Annotated in this window: 4 protein-coding genes; 2 read left to right on the forward strand and 2 right to left on the reverse strand. The window is 66.5% G+C overall.

The window, feature by feature from the left end:
- Window positions 1-359 (forward strand): MFS transporter (locus JF597_RS54405; protein WP_366916589.1); only part of this gene is annotated, 359 nt, incomplete at its 5' end.
- Between the two features lie 33 nt (window positions 360-392).
- Window positions 393-686 carry a DUF1330 domain-containing protein gene (locus tag JF597_RS54410; protein ID WP_294014542.1) on the forward strand — a complete coding sequence of 98 codons (294 nt, stop codon included), beginning with the start codon at window positions 393-395 and terminating at the stop codon, window positions 684-686.
- Between the two features lie 521 nt (window positions 687-1,207).
- On the opposite strand, the gene JF597_RS54415 is transcribed toward JF597_RS54410, so the two are convergent.
- A complete protein-coding gene (locus JF597_RS54415) occupies window positions 1,208-1,729 on the reverse strand; it encodes a hypothetical protein (RefSeq protein ID WP_294014543.1) in 522 nt (173 codons plus the stop codon).
- A 9-nt stretch (window positions 1,730-1,738) separates the two neighbouring features.
- The coding region (locus JF597_RS54420) for a hypothetical protein (RefSeq protein WP_294014544.1) at window positions 1,739-1,933 on the reverse strand (195 nt) is incomplete at its 5' end.

Genomic DNA, 1,933 nt, shown 5'->3' on the forward strand with positions numbered 1-1,933 from the left:
GGTTCGCCCTGTTCGCGGCAGCCCGGTCGGACCTTGCCGAACTGTTTGTGGCGATGGGCGTGCTCGGCTTCGGCGTCGGCGGCTTCTCGGCCGCGATGCCCGGCGTCATCCTGGCCGTCACCCCCAAGAGCGAGACGTCGAGCGCCATGAGCTTCAACTACGTCGTCCGCAGCGTCGGGTACTCCTTGGGCAGCGCCATCGGCGGCCTGATCCTCGCCGCGGGTACCGGCCCCGGCCACCTCTTCCCCGACGACAGTGCCTACACCACCGCGGCGCTGGTCGGCATCGGCGCCATGGCGATCACGACGCTGACATGCCTCGGTCTCGCCCGCCGACGCTCGTCCGAGCCCAACACGTAAGTCAGATGCACTCATCCCAACACTGGAGGTTCCATGCCCAAGGGCTACTGGGTCAGCGTCTACCGCACCATTTCAGACCCTGAGAAGCTGGCTGCCTACAACAAGCTGGCCGCTCCGGCCGTCGAGGCCGGGGGCGGTCGGACCTTCGTCCGTGGCGGTCGGGTCGCCGCATACGACGCCGGAATCGCCGAGCGCACCGTCCTGGTCGAGTTCGACAGCTTCGAGCAGGCCGTCGCGGCACGCGAGAGTGCGGCCTACCAGGAGGCGCTGGTCGCCCTCTCCGACGGCGTCGAGCGAGACTTCCGCATCGTCGAAGGCATCGACTGACCGAGGTCCAGTGGGATCTTCGCTGAAGGACTCTGTCGGGAATCTTGAGAACGGGGAGTCAAGGATCGTGACGGTCGACTTCCGCGGGGCGGAGTTCTCCGGCAGTACGGTCTCCTTCAGTGAAGCAACCGGCACGGCTCCCCCTGGCCTGAATCCGCGAGCCAGATCTCCGCTCCCGGGCGGACTCATCCTGCCCACAACCTGGCAACCGACAAGCCCCTGAATGGGTGAGGGCCGCGCCCGGCATCGCAGCACCTGTTCCGTTCGGCCGAACCGAGGTCGGATCACGGCCTGAACTCATTGGTCCATGAGCTACTCCATGTACGACGTCATAGGCGGGACGGTCGACAAGCCTGATCCGGAGACGATGGGGCAGTCCTCGGCGGCCTGGCGGAGGCCGATGCCGAGCATGTGGGGGGGCGTTGAGCTTGACGCCTGCCCGCCGCGGCCGTGCGCCGGACCGGAGGGGCTGTCGTCCTGCACCAACGCGCGTACGCGTGCGGGTGCGGGTGCGGGTGCGGTCAACGCGGTACACGGCGGGCTCGGCGCCAGGCGTTTTGCCAATGGCGCCAGTGGTCCGCGCCGTTGACACCGACGGCCAGCGCCACGACGGCGATGGACCCCAGTCCGAAGATCCAGGAGAGGGAGAACCCGGCGAGGATCGCCGTCCCCGCGAAGCTCACTCCGCTGTAGAGGGCGACCAACCGCTCGGCCAGTTCTCTGTATCGGCTGTGCCCCTCGATGAGCAGCTCGCTCCCGAAGTTCAGTACGAACCACCCGCCGATCAGGATCACTGAGAGATAGATGAGTGTCCGCAGCGGCCATGTTTTGTACAGTTCTTCCCACTCGTGGTGTGCGCTCTCCTGCCAGGCCCACACCTTGCCATGCAAGTCGGCGACGACCACTGTCGAGCTGTCCCGCTCGCTCCAGTGCGGCGAGATCTCGAACGCCGGCTTCGCGGCCCCGTCGAGATACACGTCCAGCATGTCCCCGCCGAACGTCTGCTTCAGCTTGACTGTTTTGGTGATGGCGGCGGTTCGCACCGGCAGGCACTACTCGACACCATGCTCGGCGATACACGCCGACACGACCCGTTGTTCGTGCTCGCGGTGGTACGCCGGCCCGATGCGCCAGGCGCCCAGACCCACGAGAACCAACCCGAACACGATGTTGGCGGCACACCATGAACTGCCGTATCGCCAGCGCATTGCGCAAGTAGAACAGCGAAAGGCGGAACCGTACAGGTC

Origin of the sequence: Streptomyces sp., from assembly GCF_019510245.1 — a bacterium.
GTDB lineage: Bacteria > Actinomycetota > Actinomycetes > Streptomycetales > Streptomycetaceae > Streptomyces.

Excerpts from the sequence above, each read along its gene's own strand:
- JF597_RS54410 (WP_294014542.1), top strand. The coding sequence starts at position 393 with ATGCCCAAGGGCTACTGGGTCAGCGTCTACCGCACCATTTCAGACCCT.